Genomic DNA, 22,743 nt, shown 5'->3' with positions numbered 1-22,743 from the left:
GACAAATACTAAGGAGGACAGAAATGAAAAAAATAAGTATTTTTATACTTACAATACTAAGCATCTTAACACTTGCTTCATGTGCGAAGGATCCTATCATCGATGATAAAGGAGACAAATTACCACCAGTTTTTTCTGAAGCTGAAAATGGCAGATTGAGTACACTTGAACATTTGAAAGGTGCAGATGTTGATTTTTTAAAGGACATTAAGGTTATAGATAATGTTGATAGTAGTGCTGATATAGTAGTAACTGTAAGTGATTTTGGTACCTATGATAAAAACGTTGTAGGAGAATCCGAAATAACATATACTGCAAAAGATAAAGCTGGAAATACATCAACAATTAAACGAACAATAATTGTTTTAGAAACATTAGAAAGAACACTTAGTGCAATAGTAATTGGTGATGAATTTACTGAATATGCGTATAATGATGAAACTGCATTTACTCTTGAGGGTGATTATGGTGCTAAATTTAGAACATTAGAAGTAGCTCAAGTAATGGAAAAAGACTTTTTCAATGAACAACTTACTGTGCATGCAGATAATTATCCAACAAATGCTGGTATACCACTATTACCATATGGAAGTTTAGCATTGGTTAATAATGATGGTAAAGTTGTTCATGCAAGATTCTCAGCAGGAGCTTTACTTGAAATGGATGCTAATGGTGTTGTTTCATATGAAAATCTAGAATGGGCTGATGTTGCAGGTGGAAACTTATTAAAAGGAATTACTGAAAGAATGAATGAGTTATTACCAAATGGAGGAAAAGTTGTTTTTGTTACACCAGTTGGTAACCCACGTATTTTCATGAATAAGAATTTATTTTGGAGTGAATATCTTGGTGGTGGTGGAATGTATAAAGATGTTCAAGATGTTGATATCACACAAGTTAAAATTGAATTCCACGAAGAATATAAAGTTGTTATTAAAAAACCAGATTCAATAGTTAGTCCTGAAATTAGTGTTAATAGACATGTATTATCTTGGACAGCAATAGAAAACGCTAAAGGTTATGATTTATATATAGATGGAGAAAAGTTTAATGAAGAATTGATTACTGCAACATCTGTTGAATTATTAAAGTTAGAACTTGAACTTACACCTGAAGGTAGTGAAGGATATAATATTGAAGTTGTTGCTATTACTAAGGATGAATTTAAATGGTCAAATTCTAATAAATCTAACTCTTTAAAATATAAGATGGTTGATATAAAAGAATTAGCTGCACCAGTTATAAAAGTTGAAGCGGGTGTTGTTTCATGGGAAGCAGTAACAGGTACTGAAAAATATGAAATATATATAACTTTTGGTACATACACTAAAAAAGTTGGTGAGACAACAGATACTTCATTTACTGCAAATATACTTGCAGTTGGTTTAGAAGGAAACAACTATTTCACTGTTAAAGGTATTGGAACAAATGAGTATAGCGATTCAGCAGTTTCAAATAAAGTATTACATAAGACTGAAAGTCCTAAAAAAGTTTTAGAAGTTAGTGGAATTAAAACAAACGTAAATATTGTTACTGCTGAAAATTATTTCAATAGAAGAAATGCAACAGATGTAACTAAGTTTGATGGAGCGTTATATTTAATTACAGGAGTTAGTAAATACAAAGAAACTAACAGAACAGAAGCGACAAGTACAATCGTTGTATTAACAGCAGATTTCAAAGTTAAAATGGTTAGAAACATTTTAGCGGCTGCAACAACTGGTGGTGCAACTTATACACCTGAAAAAGGTTGGTTTATAGATGAAAGCTATAAAAACCAAGCAGCTCAATTAGCAGATATTGATAAATATGTAGGAGAAGATGACTATTTATTAATTGGAAAATTTGCAGGTGCAACAGCTGAAATAAATGGCGAAACTAAAACAGTATCAGCAAGAGAATTGTTAGCATATACATTTATTGCAAATTGGGATATTTTCCCAGCAGCGCCAACTGGTACAGATGGATGGAGAGGTAGTATTACAACTTTCCACGATGTTAAAGAAATTGAGTTTACACTAGAAGATTTATAAAATTCATAAAAAACGTTGTATAGAGGGGATATAGTTATCCCTTCTATATCACGTTAATGGAGATGAGAGAATGTTTGAAAAAATTGTTAATAGTAAAATATACAACATTGTTGACAGAATCGTAAGGGTGTTTTGGGTGAACATATTAATGATCATAACCATAGTCTTAGGATTGTTTTTCTTCACATTTGGACCAGCTGTTTTAGCAGGAACATATGTTATAAAACTAATATATCAAAAATATGAAGGACCTATTCTTCCATTGTATATTAAGGCTTTTAAAAGATTTTATAAAAAAGGTACAAGCATATTTTTGATATATTCATTAGTTATCTTTGTTTTAGCTTTTAACATTTTTTTCTTCATTAAACAAATGGATGAAGTATTTACTTGGTTAAGTTTTATATCATTTATGATAATGTTTATTGCTTTTGGAATAGCAGTAATATCAATGTTTCATACACTATTATTAAGTACCTGTTTTCCAAGTAGCAAGAATATAGATTTGATTAAGTCTGGAATTAAGTTAACATTTGCATTTATACTACGAAGTATTTTATTTGGACTTTTAGTATTAGGATTGATTGCGTTAACTTGGCTTATTCCGATAACTGTATTTTTAATTAGTTTTTACTTTCTAGTTTTGGCTATTGAATTTATTCTATTCAAACCATATAGCTCAGTAAAAATATTTAATAATGTTTCAGATAAGATTACTGACGAACTTACATTATAAAGAGAAAGGAAATAGATGATGAAAATAAAAACTTCGAAAAAAATAATTATTTCTTCAATTCTAGTGTTATTAACTTTTTTATTTGTAATAGCAGGAACAAGAAATAAATCAGATAGTAACTATATACCAATAAAGTATGAATCCTCTTTATTTGATGTTAGTAGTGAAACTGATGGAAGTTATAAAAAGTTTATTAATTCACGCTCTAAAGTTTTTCCTAATATAAGACAGAGTGTTGATTTAAATAATTATGAGTATCAAAATGGTCTATTTGATGATGATATTCCATACGTAGATAATTTTATTGATGAAAATAAAATTACTAAAACAGGAGTTTACGTGCCTGAAACTGGTGATATATCATTTTTAATTGATGTTGAATCAGAAGGTTTCTATAATATGAATATTGATTATTTTAATATTGAAGGACGCGGTGCCTCAATAACTAGAGGTATAAAAATTAATGATTCATATCAATATTTAGAAGCAGAAAATATTAGTTTTTTAAGATTCTGGAAAGATGAACATAATGTTTCTGATAATAGACAAAAAGGTGTTAATGATTTAAGACCAAAACAAATTGAAATTAATTTGTGGGAAAATACAGATGTCTATGATCATATGGGATATTATAATGAACCTTATTACTTTTGGTTTGAAAAAGGTGTTAACAAAATAACATTTGTTAGTCATAGAGAACCGATTGTTATTGGTGAATTAAGTATTTATCAAAGTAATAAAATAAAAACATACGATGAATATATTAAAGAGAATGAACAAAAGGGAATTATAAAAAATGATACTGAATTTAGTTATATAAGAGAAGCTGAAGAAGCATACTTGAAAAGTTCGCCATCATTAAATCCTACGGCAGAGTATAGTACATATAAATATAGCCCATACGAAAGACAAGTAACAAGATATAATGCAATTGGTGGAGTTAACTGGAGAATTCCAGGGGATGAAATAAGTTGGCAAGTCGAAGTGCCAGAAGAAGGTATGTACTTATTGACATTTAAAGTTATGCAAAATTTCTCTCGCGGGCAAAGTGTTAGTAGAACATTAAGAATTAATGGAGAAATTCCTTTTACAGAGGCAAAAAACATTGAGTTTAAATATGGAACAGATTTACAAAATATAACGGTTGGTAATAATGATGATTTATATTTGTACATGAAAAAAGGTGTTAATATAATTAGTTTAAAATCAACAATTGGTATTTATGGAGAAACAGTTCAGCAAGTAAATCAAGATATAAAAGATTTAAGAGCGATTTACAGGGAAGTTGTTATGAGAACAGGATTAAATCCTGATCCAGTTCAAGATTATATGCTTGTAAGAAATATTAAAAATTTAAATGAGAGACTAAACGTTTTGAGAGATAGTTTCAAACAATCTAAAGAAGAAATAGTTAAGATATCAAATGGTAGAAACAGCCTTGTATCAGCGTTTGATAGAATGATATATCAAACCGATAAGTTCTTATTAGATGAAAAAAATATTCAAAATGGATTAAGAGAATTTGAACAAAATATTTCTAATTTAGGATCATGGGTAATAAATGTTTCGGAACAACCATTAACTATTGATTCACTTACAGTGCATGGCGCAAAATATAAACTTCCAAGAGTAACAACTAATTTCTTTGAAAGATTTTGGCATGAAACAGTATTATTCTTTGAGTCATTTAAGAATACTGGTGACTTTGGAAGTTCGCTAGAAGTCGATGGACCAACAATCGAAGTATGGATTGGTACTGGGCGTGATCAAGCGACAATTATTAGACAATTAATAGATGAGTCATTTGTTTCACAAAAAAATGTGAATGTTAAGTTGAAAATGGTTAATATGTCAGTACTTTTATCGGCAACACTTTCAGGAAATGGACCTGATGTTGCTATTGGTGTTGATCAAAAATTGCCAGTAAATTGGGGAATTAGAAATGCGATTAAAGATTTAACAAAATTTGAAGATTTCAATGAGGTTAAGTCTTGGTTTAGTAATAGTTCAATAACACCATTGGAATATGAAAATAGTGTTTATGGATTGCCTGACACTGAAGATTTCTTAGTAACATTCTATAGAAATGATATTTTAAGTGAAATTGGAATAAATAGTATTCCAAAGACTTGGGATGAAATAATAGATATTTCACCAAATCTTCAAAAACAATATTTTGATTTTTATATACCAATAGTTCAAGGGGCATTAAGTCCAGTTTTACACTCAATGATTGTTCAACAAGGTGGAAGTTTATATGTTAATGGTGGAGCTGAATCAGGGTTACTTGATCCTAATAGTATGAAAGCATTCCTTAACTTTACGAGATTTTTCACTGACTATGGATTTGTATTGGAAGCAAATTTCCTTAATAGATTTAGAAGCGGAGAAATGCCAATTGGAATTTCAAGTTATTCAACATACAATTCATTAGCAGTTTTTGCTCCAGAAATTCAAGGACAATGGGATTATGGATTATTTCCAGGAACAATTGATGAAGATGGAAAGATAAATAATCAAACAACATCAAGTGTAACTGCATCGATAATTTTAGAACATACAAAAGAAGAACAAGCTTCATGGGAATTTTTAAAATGGTGGTTATCAGAAGATACTCAAGTTAGTTATGCAAGAGGGATGGAAGCGGTACTTGGTGCTGCAGCAAGATATCCAACTGCAAACTTAAATGCATTCTCAAAATTACCATGGCCAGCTAAAGATTATTTACTATTGAAACAACAAAGAGAGAATGCTGTTGGAATTCCGACAGTACCTGGTGATTATATTGTTGGTAGATATATTGATAATGCATTTAGACAAGTATTAAATGATGATATTATTCCACAAGATAGTATCTATCAATATCATTTAAAAATTAATGAGGAATTAAGACGTAAGAGAAAAGAATTGGGGTTATCATAATGATTAGTAAAAAAGAAAGAAATACATTATTAATTAAAGAGATAAAACGAAATAAAAGCTTATATGCAATGATGGCTCCATATTTATTGATTTTTACAGTATTTACAGTACTACCAGTAATTATTTCACTGTTTTTAAGTTTTACATCATATGATATGTTAAATAGTCCTAAATTTGTTTTTCTAGATAACTATATTAACTTACTAACTAATGATGATGTGTTTATGATTGCTTTTAGAAATACGTTTATTTTAGCAATAATTGTTGGCCCAGTATCATATATTGCATCATTTATATTTGCGTGGTTAATTAATGAATTACCGCCTAAAATTAAATGGGTAATGATTATTGTGTTTTATGCACCATCAATTTCAGGAAGTGCATATTTACTATGGCAATTAATATTCAATGGAGATATGTATGGATATTTAAATTCATTTTTACTGAACTTAGGAGTTATTGATTCACCAATTCTTTGGTTGAAAACCCCAGGGTATGCATTACCAATTATTATCATTGTTCAATTATGGTTAAGCTTAGGAGTTAGTTTTCTATCATTTGTTGCTGGGTTACAAACTGTTGATAAAACATTATATGAAGCAGCTGCAATTGATGGGATTAAGAATAGATGGCAAGAGTTATGGTATGTTACATTACCGCAGATGAAATCACAATTAATGTTTGGTGCATTAATTCAAATAACATCGTCATTTAGTATTGGAGCTATTTCGATGGGATTACTTGGATTCCCTTCGGTTGAATACTCTGGACATACGATTATTACACATTTACTAGATTTTGGAGCCGGTTCACAAAGAATGGAACTTGGTTATGCCTCAGCAATTGCAACATTATTATTTATTGTGATGATGATTGCAAATATTGCAGTTCAAAAGATTATTAGAAGGGTTGGTACATAGCATGAATGAAAACAATATAAACCGTACTGATGACATAAAAAACTTAAAACTTGAACTTGCAAAAGAAAAACAAATGAAATCAAGATCTAAAAGAAAAAAACGTTTATCACGTTCATGGCAAGGCGATTTAGTATTGACATTAGTATTAATTGGATTTGGTGTATTTAGTGCTTATCCATTAGTATTTACAATTGCGAATTCATTTAAACCACTTGATGAGATATTTGTTTTCCCTCCTCGATTATTTCCTAGAAATTTTACATTTGATAACTTTAATGATTTATTTAATTTGATAGGAAATACAAGAATTCCTATTACTAAGTATTTGTTCAATACAATATTTATAACTGTCTTAGGTGTTGCAGGGCACGTAATCTTAGCAATGATGGCCGCATATCCTTTAGCTAAACATAAATTTCCTGGAAGAACATTTATTAACCAAATGATTGTGTATTCATTAATGTTTTCTACATTAGTTACAGCTGTTCCACATTATTTAATTATTAGTTGGTTAGGACTTATTGATACACCTTGGGCTATAATCATTCCTTCATGGGGATTTACATTAGGTCTATTCTTAATGAGACAATTTATGACAACTATTCCAACGGAATTATTAGAAGCAGCAAAAGTTGATGGAGCAAGTGAAATGAGAATTTTATTTCAAATTGTTTTACCACTTGTAAAACCAGCTTGGTTAACAGTAGTTATCTTATTGTTCCAACAATTATGGTCAACTGATGGTGGATCATTTATATTTACAGAAAATTTAAAACCTTTATCATATGCGTTACAACAAATTGTTAATGGTGGTATTGCAAGAACAGGAACAGCTGCAGCGGTTGGGGTAATTATGCTTGTTGTTCCAATATCAGTATTTATTTTTAGTCAAACACGTATCATTGATACTATGGCTCATTCCGGACTTAAGTAGGTGATGAAATGAGAAAAAAACTATTTATAACAATAATTCTTTTAGGAGTTATTACAATTTTATTCCCAACAAAAGCAAGTGCTAGTTATAATTATTCACCTTGGCAAGAAGCTATTGAATCTGCGCATAGTATGTCAATATCGAAAATTGTTGATAATGTGAATATTAGAGATACAAACAATCAAAAAGTGGATGTTACTTTTGATGATTTAAGAGATAGTTTTATATATGATGATAAAGTTTATATCTCAGATGCAAAGCAAAATAAAATCTATGTTTTAGATAATAATTTTAATTACTTGGAACAATACCCTAAAGCAGATAGTGAGGTAAAACTTAATACTCCAATTGGAATATTTGTTACTAACAATTTACTATATGTTGCTGATTCAGAAAATAATCGAATAATTATTTTTGATTTAGATACAAAAGAAGTTGTTCAAACAGTTCAAGAACCAAATGATGATATCTTTAAAACTGTTAGATTTAGACCACAAAGATTAGTCGTTGATAGATCTGGAAGAATGCTTGTAGTTGCACAAGATATTTTCGAAGGAATAATGGAGTTTGATCCATCAGGTGTTTTTACAAGATACTATGGAACTAATACTGTTCAAATGAGTTTCTTTGAAGCATTAGTATATAAATTATCTACTAAAAAACAACGCGAGAAAATGGCACTTAAACTTCAAGCATCGTTTACTAATTTAGATATTGATGCATATGGATATGTATATACTGTATCAAGAGTTGAAGCATCAAATCCAGTAAAAAAATTAAACTTCAAAGGGAAAGATATTTTACTTAATAATGGATATATTAACATTGTTGGAGATACAGCTTTTGAAGAAACTAACAAAAGAGTTCAAGTAGGACCAAGTAGTATTATTGATATTGCATCAAATAGTGATAACAATCGATATAGTATTCTTGATAACAAACGTGGTAGAATTTTCACTTATGATATTGAAGGACATTTACTTTATATTTCAGGGCAACTTGGAACACAAAATAACATGCTTCAAGGACCAACGAGTGTTACTTATTTTGGAGAAAAAATATTAGTAACAGATAATGTTACTAAAAGTATTGTTGTCTATGAACCAACGAGATTTGGAGAATTAATCAATAGTGCAACAAAAGCATATTATGAAATGGATTATGAGACTGCTAGACTACACTGGCAAGAAGTAATTAGCGAGAATTCAAATTATTTCTTAGCTTATGCAGGAATTGGAAAAACAGATTTAAGAAGACAAGATTATAAACAAGCAATAACAAACTTGAAGCTTGGACATGATTATTATAATTATTCAAAAGCATATCAAGAGTATCGTAATCAACAACTTAAAAAATCATTACCTTTTGTTATTATCGTAGTTTTTATAGCGACAGGATATGGATTATATAGATCAATTAGACATGCAATAGTTAGAGAAGGGGATGAAGAATAATGAGTGAATTTAAACTTATGCTAAAAAATTTAAATCTTAAAGATAAAGCAAAGATTTTCTTCAATGATATTATTATTTTTCCTCTATACATTCTAACTCACCCTATTAAGGGCTTTGATGAACTTAAGACAGAGAAAAAAGGAAAAATGTATGTTGCAGTATTCTATCTAATTATGATGATTATGGCACTAACATATTCAGAAACAAGCACAGGGTTTTTAATGAATCCATTAAATAAAAATGAGTTTAATTTAGGTAAAACAATTTTATTAGTAGTATTACCAGTTTTACTAGCTGTTGTTGGTAATTGGTCTGTTACATCATTACTTGATGGAAAAGGAAAAATGACTGAAATTTTTATGATAATTTGTTATGGATTAATTCCGTACATATGGTTTAGTATTCCATTAACATTTTTCAGTAAATTTATAACAACAGAAGAAATAGCATTCTATAATGCATTTGTAGGAATATCAGTATTTTTATCTGGCTATATGATCTTTATGGGATTATTAGTTATACATGAATATGGTTTAGCTAAAACAATATTAACGATTATTTTTACGATAGTTGCTATTGCGATAATTGTTTTTATAGGTATTCTATTCTTAACACTAATTCAACAAGTATATGGGTTCTTAGAATCAGTATATCGTGAATTTATATTAAGAATAAGTTAAAGGAGATAGGAGTAATATGAAGAAAAGAATTATAAAACTAACAATAATATCACTCTTATTAATAATTGGTATCATCATATTAGTGGTTACAATAAGTAAAAATAAAAAATCGTATGTTGCACGTGATCCATATGACAAATCTAAGTTTGTGATGTTTGAAGATACACCTAAAGATAAAATCTTTGAACTAAGTAATAATAGATTTGAATTCAGATTAAATTCAGCTAACACCCAATTTGAAGTTAAAGATAAAACTACAAATCAACAATGGCTATCAAGTCCTGAAAAACTAAATGAACAAACAGCTACTGAACTTAGTGAACTCTTTGTTGTCTACTATGAAAGACAATTAGAAACACCTAAATCCGTTTCTGTCTTAGATGAGAGTATAAAGTTTAATAAGTATGGATTTAGATTTGAAAATAATAGTTTGGATGTATTGTATGAAATTGGTGGAAAAAGAGAAATTAGTTTTACTGATTTACCAAGAAAAGTACCGGTTGAAAAATTTGAAGAATTAATTTTAAAACCATTAGAAGAATTAGGTAAAGAAGATAGTGATGTTAGAAGAAATATTTCCTTTTTAAAAAGTCGATTTATGCTTCTTAAAGAAGAAAATGTATATTTCTTAAGAGATATAACCGCACAAGATGCACTTGATATTATTTATGATTTAATTTTTGTTAAGAGTGATTATACAGAAGATGATTATATTGAAGATAATACAAAATATGGTTTTCCTATACATGAAGATATTCCATATTTTGAATTTGTAGTTAAATACTTATTAACAGATAAAGGACTAAAAGTTCAAATAATTAATGATTCAATCTATGAAACTGAAAAGTTCCAAATAGCATACATAGATGTCCTACCATATTTTGGTGTTGGTAATATTAATGATTACGGATTTACCGTAATACCTGATGGCTCTGGAATTTTTATTGATCATGAAAATGGTAGATATAATACTACAACATATGAAAAGAGAATTTATGGAACTGATTTATCGGTTGAAAGTGGATTAATGGTGCAACCAGAAGAACAAGAAGTTATTAAACTTCCAATGTATGCATATAGTAAAAATGATTATGGATTTATAAATGTTGTTGAATCTAGTGACTCTATGACAAGTATTAGAGCAGCTTTTAGAACAACAACAAGAAATAACGTTTATACAAATAAAATACCATATGTTCATTACAGATATTTAATTAGAGAAAGAGATGCTTTTAATTTTGCATCATCATCAAGTACACAAAGAGTTTCAATTTGGACTAGTGAATATAATAAAGAAGATTTCATGTCTGAGTATATTTTCGTTGAAGATGGAAAAGAATATTATAATTTTGCAAGTGAGTATCAAGAATATTTAAAAGCAAACTTTAATTTTAAAAATAAGACAAACGAAGATATTCTTCATCTAACTTTTTTAGGTGGATATAAAGAGAAAAAATATTTCCTTGGATTCTCATACGAAACAGTTAATGCACTTACAAAGGCATCAAAGATTATGGAGATAGCAGATAAAATTAATTCTAATAATGATTTAAGTATAAGTTATCAAGGTTGGTCAAATGATGGTATAAAAGCTACATCAATGAAGAATATTAGTTTTAATAACAAAGTTGCAAGTAAAAAACAAATTAAGAATTTACTTAAAGATGCCAATTCCAAAAATATTGATTTGTATTTAGAATTTAATGCTAATACAGCATATACGGATAAAAAAATAAGTGTTAACAAGGATGTTAATAAAACATTACTTCAAAATACAGTTGCTTATAATAAGTATAACTTAGCAACAACATTAGCAGATAGAAGCACAATGAATAAATATTATTTAAATACTAATTATTCAACAAAAGTCTATGATCAAATATTAAAGTTTTCAAATAAAAATGAGTTGAGTAATATTGTTATTTCTGATGATGGATCAAGGTTATCAAGTAATTTTACAAATAAGAAAGTTATTTTTAGAAACGAACTTATTGATACATTCGATACCAATATCAATAAATTAGATAGTAAGAATATTGCCTTAAGAGATTCTAATTTTTATGGAATAATTAAAGCAAACAAAATTTTAGATGTTAAAACTATTGGTACAAGACATAGAATGGTTGATTACTCAATTCCATTTATGCAATTAGTTTTAAATGGATTAGTTGATTATTATTCAGCATCAATTAATTTAGATACTTCAAAATCAATTAAATGGCATCAACTAAAAGCAATTGAAACAGGAAGTAAAATGCAATTTACTCTATCATATGAAGATACAGTTAATTTAATTAATACTGAATATTCAAATTATTATTCAACATTTTACAATAACTGGATTGAAACAATAAATAGTACTTATAACTATTTAAAAAATACAGGTATTTATGAATCAAGAATAGTTGGACATAAAGTTTTAAATGCTGATGCAACAATTGTTGAAGTTGAATATGAGAATGGTAGTAAATATGTTATTAACTATTTGAATGAAACTGTTATTGAATCAGAGGTGAAATAATGAGAGAAAAAACAATTAAATATTATAGCCATGATGAAGTAGCAGAAAAGAAGAAAAAAATTGAAAAAACAATTATAGCAAAACAAATTAAACATCAAAAGATAACAAAGAGAATTCAAGAGTTACAAATAAATTTACAATCAAATAAACGAGTTAGTAAGAAAAAAATTATAATTTTATCTAATAAAGCTTCAAAAATTGAAGCTGAAATTAAAAGAGAAAGAATAAATACTGATTTATTAAATGAAGGTAAACTTGAAAAGCATAATCAAATAAAAAGAATTAGAATATGGTTTTCAGGAATTGAGTATCAAAAACAAAGAAGAATATGGGGAATAATCTTTATAACTCCATGGATCTTAGGGATGTTATTGTTCTTTCTTCCTTCAGTCTTAACAACGATTTATTGGAGTTTAAATAATGTAACTTTAACTAATAATGGTGTAGCAACAAGTTTTAATGGATTTAAAAACTTTAGTGAACTATTTGGGAATTATGTTATTGATGGGTCAAATATTTTCTCAGTACAATTGTTATTGTTTGTTCAAAATTTAGCAATCGATTTACCAGTAATTATAATATTCAGTGTAATAATTGCAGTATTGTTGAATAAGAAATTTAAAGGGCATCTAATTATTAAAGCGATATTCTTTATTCCAGTTATCTACAATCTAACAGTTATTACATCAACATTAACTGGAAGTTTCGGACAATTTGTTGATGATGCATTATCAGGTCAATCAAGTTTTGTTGAACAAACAACAAATTTCTTCTTGCAAATTGGTGTTGGTGAATCAATTATGAAAGTTGTTTTAAATTCAGTTGATCGAATTTTTACAATTGTTAATTTATCAGGAATTCAAATACTAATTTTTATTGCAGCAATTCAATCTGTTCCAAAGCATTTATATGAAGCAGCGGCAGTTGAAGGGGCAACAAAATATGAAAGTTTTTGGAAAATAACAATTCCAATGATTACACCAATGATTATTACAGCATCAATTTATACTGTTGTTGATAGTTTTACTAGAGCACCAATTTTTAGATTTTTAGATTATGCAATGTCTGATGGTAAATATGGATTAGCAGCAACAATCTCTGTTTCATATTTCATTATTAATTTAGTAATAGTTGGTATCATTTACTTATTATTTAAAGGAAGGGTGTTTTATTATGATGAAGAATAAAGCTAGTGAAGTTTTTTATTCATTAAGAGAAAAAACAAAAACTACAAAAAAACAAATAACCGATCCTAAAAAAAGAAAAGTATTATTAAATAAAGGAAATGATTTATTCGTTACTATTTTGAAATATGTATTACTTTATGGTTTAGCGTTTATTATAATTTTCCCATTAATCCAACAATTAGCAATTGCATTAAGAGAACCAGGAGATATCAATAATCCATTAGTTCTTTGGATACCAGAAAAGTTTTCATTTAAAAACTTTCAAATTGCTTATATTGTATTAGATTATGGCAAATCATTTATAAACTCAGTTGTCTTATCAACAGTTGTAACATTCTTCCAATTGATAATGGCAACACTTGTTGGTTATGCACTTGCAAGATTAAAATTTCCAGGACATAAAATTGTTTTTGGACTTGTTGTTTTTACGATTGTAGTGGCACCAACAACATTGGAACTACCTCTTAAGATAAGTTTGTCAAACTTTTGGGGAACTGGTATTAATCTTTTAGGTAGTCCAACAATCTTATTTATTTTTGCACTAACAGGTATGGGAATTAAAGGTGGAATATTTATTTATCTATTTAGACAATTCTTTAAAGGGATACCTATAGAAATAGAAGAATCAGCAATGATTGATGGTGCTAATCCTTTTCAAGTCTTTCTTAGAATTATGTTGCCAAATGCAATGGGTGGAATAATTTTAACGACAGTACTTACATTTGTATGGCAATGGAATGATACGTATTTTACAACAGTTTATGTTAGTAAAATAAATGCAACCTATGAAACATTGACTACAAAAATTATGGGAATTAGTGGAAATATTCAATCTGCGATTCAGCAAGCTGGCGTGTGGGAGTTGTTTGATCAAGATGTTACAAAAAATCCGTTGTTTACAGCTATGATTTTAAATACAGCTGCGATATTAACGATGATCCCAATTTTAGTATTTTATTTAATAGTTCAAAAAAGATTATTTACTGAGGGCGTTGAAAGAAGCGGTCTAGTAGGATAAACGAGAGGAGAAAATAAATGAAAAAAATATTAGTTTTAATGTTGTTAGCAGTAGCAGGGTTAGGTCTTGCGGCTTGTGGTAAAAAACCAGATGATGGTGGCGGCACAGGTGGCGATGATAATAAGATTGATTTAAAAGGTGAGAATTTCGTCATCATGGTTAACACAGCTTCAACAAGCGATCCACGTCTAGAAACTTATGAAAAGTTATTTAGAGAAGAAAAGATTGCTAAAATAACTGAAGTTGAGAAAAAATATAATGTAAAAGTTGTCTATGAAAACTATCCATCAAATGCTTCATGGGGTGGAGCAAGAGAAAGATGGATTGTTGAACAATCAAAAGTTGGTGTATCTCCAGCGCATGTGTTTGAAGTTGCTTCAACATCTGTTGCTACATTAGCAGTTAATGACGCAATATTACCATTAGATAATTTAATTGAAACATATGGTGCAAAAGGATATTGGCCTGAAAAACTTGTCTTTGGAGAAGTTTTAGGAAAACACTATTTATATGATGATAGTTACCCAATGACAGATGACGGATTATATTACAATAGTGATTTAATCGCACGTGTTTTAGGAGAAGAAAGAAGATTAGAACCAACTAAAAAATGGTTAGCTGGTGAATGGACTTGGGCAGAATTTGAAAAACTTGCTCGTGAGTTAAAAACTTATTTAGATCATACACGTCCAGAAGCAGAAGGTGGACCACAATATGTTTTAGGTGGAAGAAGTTATAACTATGCATATCCAATGATTGGAGCAAATGGTGGAGTTCTTGTTGATTCAAACTTTGGAACACATTTAACAAGTGAACCAGTACTTGATACATTAAACTTTTTAAATAGATTACGCACAACAGAAGGAATGTGGATTGATAACGCACCTTTATCAAATGCAAGTCAACCAGAATTTACTGCTGGAAATGTTGCTTTCCATAATGGATCAGCATGGCATATTAATGCATCAAATAAATGGGGAAATGCTAAGTTTAAAATAGATTATGTTCCATGGCCAGTAGGACCAAATATTAAAGAAGATATGTCAAATTATTCTATAACACATGTTTATGGTAAATCATCATTTGCTATTAGTTCTTCATATTCAAAAGATCGTATTCCTGAAGGGTATGAAAATAGAATGATATCAGATGAAGTAATTTTCAAGATTTGGAATGACTTAATGTATTTCCCAGCTATCAATTCTGAAACAAACTTAATTGATACAACATTAATCAGTGACGATTTCTATAATGTAAGATTATTACCTTACTATTGGTCAAAAGATTCAATAAATGCTCATCTAGAAGTATTTAATCTTGCAAGCCCAGATTTCTTCTATTCTGTTCCAGAAGCACAAGCACATGCTGAGGGTTCATATATGCTTAGTGTTCAATTGGCTATCACTGATGGAAATAGTAGAACAGTTATGGAAGGTATTGAGGCATCTCTAAAAGAAATTTTAAAAGAAAGATTTTTAGATAAAAAATAATACCTAATGAAAGAGGTAAAAATTATGAAAAAAATATTATTAGGGCTAATAGTATTTATACTTGGAATAGGATTAGCTGCATGTGATAAAGAAGTTGAACCTATTGTAGAAGATAAGATTGCTCCTATAATTAGAATACAATCGGATTATTTAATAATATATTTAGAAAAGAACCAAGATGTAAATATTGATGAGTTACTTATTCAAGGAGTAACTGCAATCGATAATATTGATGGTGATATTACTGGAAATATTCAAATTGATAAATCAGAACTTGATTTAACAAAAACTGGTACATATACTGTTAAATTTTATGTTTTTGATAAAGCACGTAATCAGTCAACAATCTTAACCAAACAAGTAATAGTAAGAGATACTTATGAAGTAATTACACCATTTCCAATTTGGTCTAATCCAATTGAAAATGAAGCAGCAAAACCAGCAGATCAAAAAGTCTTTGGTGGAGCTTGGTATTATAAAGTTACATCAGCTGAAGATTATTGGGTAGGAATAGAAGGTACTGTTATACTTCCAGAACTTAAAATTAGACGTTATGAAGGTGCATTTGATAGTTCACTCAATATTGATCCTAATTTTAGAAACTTAGATAACCCTTCAATTTATATGGGAGGACATGCGGCAACAGAGAGTGATGTTGGATTAAGTTTTAAACCTGCACAAGTCTTAGTTAATGGTAATGAACGAGTTACTAACGGATCATTTGCTTTTAGACCTTTTTGGAGATATATAACAACTGTCGAAAAAGATGAAGGAACATATGATTTAGCTAAAGGAAGAAGATATTCTGTATCAGCGACTGGGTCATCAAAAACAAATATGATTGCAAACTGGTATTTTGGTGATACTCAATACTATTATTTACCAGGAGATAAACTTAGAATAATAATATATAGTCCAAGTGTTAATTATTTGCAATTACAAATTGAAGTAATTGAAAAATCAAAATTAGAAAGTTCAATTAAAATTAGAAAAGATAATAATTGGAAAGATCCAGAAAGTTTTGTTAGTCCAGTATTTAGATCTGGAGGACATGGTGGAACAATTAAAGCAACATATAAAAGAGTAAATGCAATTGACCAAGTTGCCAATGAAGGTAAAACAGCAATTCACACTGAAACAGAAGTGAAAACTGCTATTTGGGAAAGTGTTTACCTACATAGAAAGATTAATGGAAAGCTATACCGAGTTCCATTTAATGAAAATAGAGCTTCTACAATTGGTGCACCAGATCAAACAGCATATACTTTTACAGCTATTAACCCAATTACAGGTGGACAAAGTGTTTCAATTCACCCAGAAACAGCAATAACACGACCAAAAGAGAATTAGGTGATTAAGGTGAAAAAAATTATAGTTATTCCTCTTGATGAAAGACCTTGTAATTATTATTTTAACCAATATATGACAAAGGGGATGCCATACGAAGTTATGGCACCTCCAATGGAATATATGGGAAATAAGAAAACTCCAGGTAACATCAATAAATTAATAGAATGGTTAACAAAAGAATCGAAAGATGCTGATGGGCTTGTCATTGCATTAGATACAATCCTTTATGGTGGTATTGTTCCATCAAGATTGCATCATGATACTAAAAATGAGTTAATCAAAAGAATTAATGTTTTAAAAGAAATAAAAAAGAATAATCCAAAAGTTTTAATTTATGGATATCAACTACTAATGCGTAATCCAAAATATTCAAGTTCAGAAGAGGAACCAGATTATTATGAAACTCATGGAAGAGAAATTCATCTGTATGGAGTTTATGAACATAAAAAAGATTTAGGGATTATAACTGAAGAAGAAACAAAAGATTTTGAAAGAATTAAAAAAATACTTCCAATTGAATATTTAGAAGACTATGTTAATAGAAGAAATATTAACGGCGAAATTAATGATGATTTTCTTAATTTAGTTTCAGAAGAGGTTATTGATTTTGCAATTATTCCACAAGATGATTCATCACCATATGGTTTTACTGCGTTAGATCAAATTAAAACCAGAAAAATGATTGAAGATAAAAATTTAGAGTTTAAAGTTTATATGTATCCAGGGGCTGATGAAGTTACTAATACCTTATTATCTAGAATGATTTTAAACTTTGAAAATAAGAAGCCAACAGTTTATTTAAAATATTCAAGTGTTGGTGATGGTCAAATTATTCCTTTATATGAAGATAGATATTTAGCAGAAACAATTAAGTATCAAGTTTTAGCTGCCGGTGGAATAATAATTGATGATTTTAAAAATGCAGATTTAGTTTTACTTGTTAATACTCCACCAGAAAAAATGCGTGAAGCAGGAAGTATTAATATAAGAACGATAGAGTATGATTCATTTAGAACGTTAGTAGAGTTTGTAGAATTTGCAGATTATTGTATTAATTTTATTAATAAGCCTGTTATTATTGGTGATGTTGCTTATGCTAATGGTGGAGATATTCATTTATTTAAATTATTAAAACAAAAAAATTTATTATATAAAGTATCTGCATATGCAGGATGGAATACATCTTCAAACACATTAGGAACTGCTATACCACAAGGAATCTTTTCATGGCTTTATCCAAATCGAAAAGAAATCATTGAGTTTTTAGCACTTAGATATGTAGAAGATATTGGATATTGCTCAATAGTTAGAAGTAGAATTGCTAAAACATTAGTAAAACCAAATCATTATTTTCTGCTAGATGGAAAACAAGGTTTAGTCGTTCAACAAATAAAAAAAGAATTAGAGATGTTTATTAAAGATAATCTAGTTTTAAAAAATATTAAACCAGAAATAAAAAAAATATATTCACCTTGGAATAGAATGTTTGAAACAGGTTTAGAGGTTAAAATAAAATGAGAATTCAAAGAAAAGTAATTAAACAAATACCACTTGTTACATATGAATTAGAAAATGATTTAGATAAACCATTAGTTTTCTTTTTCCATGGATTTACTGGAAATAAAGATGTTTTAATGGGACGTGGTGAAAAATTAGCGGAATTAGGATTTTATGTTGTTGCTGTTGATGCACATCTTCATGGTGAGAGAATGGCACCTTGGTTTGCAAATATTTCGAACGAAGAAAAATATCAACATATTATTGATATAGAAATGCAAACAGCAAAAGATGCAAAAATGTTATGGGAAAATGTTTTTAGTAAACAAAAGGGTATTAAGCATGATTGTTTCTATGCATATGGAGTATCAATGGGGTCAGGAATAACTTTTTATTTATCAACAATAACTGATGAGTTAAAAGCCGCAGTAACATTAGTTGGCTCACCATCATTCATTGAATATTATAAAGAGCGACAAAAAAGATTTAAATGGTCTGATGAAATAGTAGTGGATAGACTTCATGAATATGAAAATCATGATCCGTTAAGAAATAGCGAAAGATTAAAAAATACGTTAATATTTTTAGCGCTTGGTGAAAAAGATGAAGTTGTATATCCTAAATTTAGTCAAGAGTTACATAAGAAATTACCTGAAACAACGATTTTAAAAATGTATGATACAGGTCATGAATCAACACCTGAAATGTTGAATGATTCATACGAATTTTTGAAGAAAAATATTTAAGAGTAGAAAGAGCGATAAATATGAAAAAATATGATGCAGTAGTAGTGGGCGGTAGCTTAGGTGGAGTACTTAGTGCATATAGTTTAGCAAAGAAAAATCATAAAGTATTGTTAATTGAAGAAACTGATTGGATTGGTGGACAATTAACCTCACAAGGAGTTCCTAGTGATGAACATGATTTTATTGAAAAAACTGGATGTACAAAGACATATCGAGAATATCGTAACAAAGTAAGAGAATATTATCGAAATCATGAAAACATTATTGATGAATTAAAAAGTAAAGAAGTTTTTAATCCAGGTAATGGATGGGTTAGTAAGAATGCTCATGAACCTGTATTAGCTCATAAATTATTAAATGAGATGTTAGAGCCTTTTAATAATTTAGATATATGGTTGAATTCTAAAGTTATTAAAGCAAACTTTGATGATTTCAAAATTTATGAAATTACTGTTTTAACAGAAGATAAATATGTAACAGTTAGTTCTAAGTTTTTTATAGATGCAACTGATAATGGTGATTTATTACCAATAACAAATACAAAATATGTTACTGGTGCTGAATCCTTTGATGAATATAATGAACCACATGCTCCAAAAATTGCACATCCACTTGATATGCAACCAATAACATGGGTTGCAGCAATAAGTTATGATGAGGGTGGAAATCATTTAATTGAAAAACCAGCGATGTATGACTTATTTAAAAGTTATCAAATGCCTTTTAATGAATCAGTTTTAAGTTGGTATGCTGCTGGATTAGATCTTAATAGTAAGCGATTATTTAGTATGTTCGCAACTAAGGGGACTGAATACGAAAATACTCCTGCAATGTTTACATATCGTCAGATATTAGAACCTAAACATTTTAAGAATCAAGAGAATGTTTTACCAACTACACTATTAAACTGGCCGCAAAATGATTATTTCTTAGGAAATATTATTGAAAATAACGATATTGAATATCATAAATATGCAGCTAAACAGTTAACACTATCATTAATTTATTGGTTACAAACAGAAGCAAAACGTTGTGATGGAAAGGGATTTGGTTATCCTGAAATAATGTTATCTCCAAAAACATTAGGAACTTCAACAGGGCTTGCTAAAGCACCGTATATTAGAGAATCAAGAAGAATAAAAGCACTGTATACAATTAAAGAACAAGATATTAATAAACGTTATGCGCTAAAAAAACCTAAATATTTTGATAGTGTTGGTGTTGGTTTATATCATATTGATCTTCATATGACAACAGAGACTAAAACATATTTTTTTGATGAAACATGGCCATTTGAAATTCCACTTGGAGCTTTAATTCCAGAAACAAAACAAAACTTGATTGCAGGTTGTAAAAATATTGGCACTACTCATGTTACTAATGGATGTTATAGACTTCATCCAATTGAATGGAATATTGGAGAAGTAGCTGGTTTGTTTGTAAGTTATTGTCTAGAGAATAACTATACTCCACACGAAGTCTATAAGAATAAAAAATCAATAAAAGATTTTCAGGATAAACTAATTCTAGAAGGTGTACAATTAGAGTGGCCTGATTATGTATTTAAAGAAGGTGTAAAATAATGAAAAAAGATTTATCAAAAATTGTTATTCCAATAAGAGATTCTAACTATGCTGATAGTAGAGATTTTATTGACGCACCAATATATGATAAGAATATTGAAAATGAAGAAAAAGTTTGTGAAACTCCTGCTTGTTTTTTAGGAGCATGGTATAGAAAAGTTTTTTCATCAAAGGATACATGGCTAGGAATTGAGGGAACAATAACTCTTGGAGAGTTTATTCCGGATCAAGCAAGATTTGGAAATGATAAACGAGTATATTTTGATAGATTTTTAGATAATCCTTCAGTATATATGGGTGGACATTCTTTGTCAGAAAGTGATGCTGGATTAGGATTTAATTCTGGTTATCGATTTAAAGGTGATGAAGAAGAGTTAAACTATGGAACTCCTAAAATTGCATACCGTCCATTTTGGAGATACATATATTCAGATTGTCTTGACGTGAATGGAAATGTAACTAGAAATAATGTCAATTCATGGAATGTTGCAAATCCGCATGACTTTGATTTTTATTATTTTCCAGGAGATAAAATTAAGATGGCTGTTTATTCTCCAATTAATGATTATCTTCAATTAAGAATAGAATTAATTGAAGAAACAACAAATGAAAAATATGTAAAAATTAGAGAAGGATTTAAACTTAAAGATAAACCTAGAGTTTTTTATAGTCCGTTATTTTATTCAGAAGGTCATGGATCTAATAAAGCAGAATTTAAACGTGTTAATTCAATTGATCAATATGGTAATGAGGGATTTATTGTTAAAGAAACAGAGGCAAAAGTTACAGAAGCAGTATGGGAAAACACATATTTATTTAGAAGAATAGAAGGAATGGTATGCCGTGTTCCAATGACTGAAAATAGAAAAGTTGAAATGGCATGTCCAAATAAAGAATCATTTAAAATAAAAAAATTAAATAATGGAGGAGAATCAATTACGATTACTCCATTTGTTGATGAGAAGTTAAAGGAGAGGTAAAATGAGTAAAGAAGAATTATTGAAAAAAATTAAGGGCGGACTAATAGTTTCGTGTCAAGCTCAAGAAAATGAACCACTCCATAGTGACTTTATTATGAGTAGAATGGCTTTAGCTGCAAAAGTAGGTGGAGCTGTTGCTATTAGAGCGAACGGTGTTAAGGATATCAAAGCAATCAAAGAAGTTGTTGATTTACCAATTATTGGATTAATAAAGAGAGATTATCCAAATACAGAAAGATATATTACTCCTACACTAAAAGAAATTAAGGAATTAGTTGAAGTTGGTGTTGATATTGTTGCAATGGATGCGACAGATAGAGATCAAAATGATGGCGTAAGTCTAGAAGAAAAAGTTAAGTTTTTACATGATAATGGTGTACTTGCAATGGCGGATATATCAACATTAGAAGAAGGTATTATTGCTCAAGTAAAAGGTTTTGATATTATTTCTACAACACTTTCTGGTTATACAAGTTATTCGCCACAAATAAAAGAACCTGATTTTAAATTAGTTGAAGATTTAACAAAGAGTGTTAGTTTACCAATTGTTGCTGAAGGTAGAATAACAGAATTAAATGATTTGAAAAAAATTCTTAAGTTTAATCCTTTTTCAGTGGTAATTGGTGGAGCAATTACACGTCCACAACAAATTACAGCTAGATATGTTGAGATAATTAATTCATGTAAATAAG

At 29.0% G+C, this 22,743-nt stretch carries 17 protein-coding genes; all 17 read left to right on the top strand.

Annotated features, from left to right (window positions below; translation table 11 throughout):
- The first annotated feature begins 23 nt into the window (after positions 1 to 23).
- The 17 genes from EXC62_RS00750 to EXC62_RS00670 all read left to right on the top strand — a co-directional run bounded on the left by EXC62_RS00750 (position 24) and on the right by EXC62_RS00670 (position 22,742).
- The gene (locus tag EXC62_RS00750; protein ID WP_026390316.1) at positions 24 to 2,033 is read left to right on the top strand and encodes a DUF5011/hyalin repeat domain-containing protein; all 2,010 of its coding nucleotides are present in this window, start codon (positions 24 to 26) and stop codon (positions 2,031 to 2,033) included.
- A 70-nt stretch (positions 2,034 to 2,103) separates the two neighbouring features.
- Complete coding sequence (locus tag EXC62_RS00745; protein WP_035375652.1) at positions 2,104 to 2,769, top strand: DUF624 domain-containing protein; 666 nt, start codon at positions 2,104 to 2,106, stop codon at positions 2,767 to 2,769.
- Between the two features lie 18 nt (positions 2,770 to 2,787).
- Positions 2,788 to 5,691 carry an extracellular solute-binding protein gene (locus tag EXC62_RS00740; RefSeq protein ID WP_052589801.1) on the top strand — a complete coding sequence of 968 codons (2,904 nt, stop codon included), beginning with the start codon at positions 2,788 to 2,790 and terminating at the stop codon, positions 5,689 to 5,691.
- A complete protein-coding gene (locus EXC62_RS00735; protein WP_035375653.1) occupies positions 5,691 to 6,611 on the top strand; it encodes a carbohydrate ABC transporter permease in 921 nt (306 codons plus the stop codon). The genes EXC62_RS00740 and EXC62_RS00735 overlap by 1 nt, the downstream gene beginning before the upstream one ends.
- 1 nt (position 6,612) lies before the next feature.
- Complete coding sequence (locus tag EXC62_RS00730; protein WP_232034257.1) at positions 6,613 to 7,545, top strand: carbohydrate ABC transporter permease; 933 nt, start codon at positions 6,613 to 6,615, stop codon at positions 7,543 to 7,545.
- Positions 7,546 to 7,553: 8 nt separating this feature from the next.
- Positions 7,554 to 8,999, top strand: coding sequence for an NHL repeat-containing protein (locus EXC62_RS00725; RefSeq protein WP_026390320.1), 1,446 nt, complete (start codon positions 7,554 to 7,556; stop codon positions 8,997 to 8,999).
- A complete protein-coding gene (locus EXC62_RS00720) occupies positions 8,999 to 9,679 on the top strand; it encodes a YIP1 family protein (protein WP_052589803.1) in 681 nt (226 codons plus the stop codon). Before EXC62_RS00725 ends, EXC62_RS00720 begins: the two co-directional genes overlap by 1 nt.
- 16 nt (positions 9,680 to 9,695) lie before the next feature.
- Complete coding sequence (locus tag EXC62_RS00715) at positions 9,696 to 12,200, top strand: DUF5696 domain-containing protein (protein ID WP_026390322.1); 2,505 nt, start codon at positions 9,696 to 9,698, stop codon at positions 12,198 to 12,200.
- On the top strand, positions 12,200 to 13,387 hold the full coding sequence (locus tag EXC62_RS00710; protein WP_026390323.1) for a carbohydrate ABC transporter permease: 1,188 nt from the start codon (positions 12,200 to 12,202) through the stop codon (positions 13,385 to 13,387). Before EXC62_RS00715 ends, EXC62_RS00710 begins: the two co-directional genes overlap by 1 nt.
- On the top strand, positions 13,374 to 14,405 hold the full coding sequence (locus tag EXC62_RS00705; protein WP_035375654.1) for a carbohydrate ABC transporter permease: 1,032 nt from the start codon (positions 13,374 to 13,376) through the stop codon (positions 14,403 to 14,405). The genes EXC62_RS00710 and EXC62_RS00705 overlap by 14 nt, the downstream gene beginning before the upstream one ends.
- A gap of 17 nt (positions 14,406 to 14,422) precedes the next feature.
- A complete protein-coding gene (locus tag EXC62_RS00700; RefSeq protein WP_026390325.1) occupies positions 14,423 to 15,895 on the top strand; it encodes an ABC transporter substrate-binding protein in 1,473 nt (490 codons plus the stop codon).
- Between the two features lie 24 nt (positions 15,896 to 15,919).
- Positions 15,920 to 17,245: an immunoglobulin-like domain-containing protein gene (locus EXC62_RS00695; RefSeq protein ID WP_026390326.1), complete on the top strand. Its 1,326-nt coding sequence runs from the start codon at positions 15,920 to 15,922 to the stop codon at positions 17,243 to 17,245.
- 9 nt (positions 17,246 to 17,254) lie between these two features.
- Entirely contained in the window at positions 17,255 to 18,763 is a 1,509-nt protein-coding gene (locus EXC62_RS00690; protein WP_162140155.1) for a DUF4127 family protein, read from the top strand.
- The gene (locus EXC62_RS00685) at positions 18,760 to 19,488 is read left to right on the top strand and encodes an alpha/beta hydrolase family protein (protein ID WP_026390328.1); all 729 of its coding nucleotides are present in this window, start codon (positions 18,760 to 18,762) and stop codon (positions 19,486 to 19,488) included. The genes EXC62_RS00690 and EXC62_RS00685 overlap by 4 nt, the downstream gene beginning before the upstream one ends.
- 20 nt (positions 19,489 to 19,508) lie before the next feature.
- Positions 19,509 to 21,071, top strand: coding sequence for an FAD-dependent oxidoreductase (locus EXC62_RS00680; RefSeq protein ID WP_035375655.1), 1,563 nt, complete (start codon positions 19,509 to 19,511; stop codon positions 21,069 to 21,071).
- Positions 21,071 to 22,051, top strand: coding sequence for a hypothetical protein (locus EXC62_RS00675; RefSeq protein ID WP_026390330.1), 981 nt, complete (start codon positions 21,071 to 21,073; stop codon positions 22,049 to 22,051). Before EXC62_RS00680 ends, EXC62_RS00675 begins: the two co-directional genes overlap by 1 nt.
- A gap of 1 nt (position 22,052) precedes the next feature.
- A complete protein-coding gene (locus EXC62_RS00670) occupies positions 22,053 to 22,742 on the top strand; it encodes an N-acetylmannosamine-6-phosphate 2-epimerase (protein ID WP_162140156.1) in 690 nt (229 codons plus the stop codon).
- Position 22,743 lies beyond the last annotated feature (1 nt).

Source organism: Haploplasma axanthum (assembly GCF_900660745.1).
GTDB lineage: Bacteria > Bacillota_I > Bacilli_A > Acholeplasmatales > Acholeplasmataceae > Haploplasma > Haploplasma axanthum.
The sequence above is the reverse complement of the archived record's forward strand: the minus strand, read 5'-3'. Positions and strand labels throughout refer to the sequence as shown.